The following is a 742-nucleotide window of genomic DNA, read 5'->3' as shown; positions in this document are numbered from 1 at the left end:
TCGAGAGAGGATTTGCTGACCTGGTACCGGGAACCGGTGGTCTGGTTCAGGTGGGTTAGGACCTGTTTAGCCTGATCTGTAATTTCAATTTCAGGGTCGGCCGCTGGCGGCTGACAAAGGTGTTTTTTATTTGATGGATCTTGTTTTGAATTTACTGATGGATCCCCGCCAGATTCTGACGGGTCAAAACTGTTTTTTTTGCTCGATTCCGACGGGTCAAATTTTGATGCGTCAATTTTTGACCCGTCGGATTTTGACCCATCAGATTCTGATGCGTCAGATTTTGACTCATCAAAAACTGATTGGTGAGGCGCGGCGGCGGCATACAGTTTCTCAGCGTTCAATTGGTAGAGGTTCGACGCGTTTCGGTTGCCGTTCCGGCGCTGTTGCCGGGTAAGCCAACCCTGTTTTTCGAGCCGAGCTATGGCCGTGCGAACCGTACTGGCGCCGGCGCCAATCTGGCGAGCTATGGTTTCTATACTCGGCCAGCAAACGCCCTCATCGTTCGAGAAATCGGCCAGGCGGGCCATGATAGCCACCTCGGACAATTTCAGACCTGCCGCGGCGCAGCCATCCCAGACCCAGCCGCTGATTTTATTGCTCATGGCAACCTCGTGAATTTCTCTCGGAACTGCCCGACCGGTTGCATGCACTCGTAGGGATACCCGTCTCGCAGGAAAATGACTCGGCCGCGCTCTGGGTCCCACGCAATGACCCGCACGGCCACCCCATAGAAATCGCG

The 742-nt window shown here is 54.3% G+C and carries 2 protein-coding genes; both read right to left on the bottom strand.

Features of this window, described 5'->3' with window-relative positions; genetic code table 11:
• Window positions 1-605, bottom strand: a 605-nt coding sequence (locus FCN80_RS26210) for a helix-turn-helix domain-containing protein (RefSeq protein WP_136993286.1), incomplete at its 3' end; no start/stop codon positions are given.
• Window positions 602-742, bottom strand: a 141-nt coding sequence (locus FCN80_RS26205; RefSeq protein WP_136993284.1) for a DUF4222 domain-containing protein, incomplete at its 5' end; no start/stop codon positions are given. The genes FCN80_RS26205 and FCN80_RS26210, both read right to left, overlap by 4 nt.

Origin of the sequence: Martelella alba (assembly GCF_005217455.1) — a bacterium.
Classification (GTDB): domain Bacteria; phylum Pseudomonadota; class Gammaproteobacteria; order Enterobacterales; family Enterobacteriaceae; genus Acerihabitans.
Note: the sequence above shows the minus strand (reverse complement) of the source record. Positions and strands in the feature narration are given on the sequence as shown.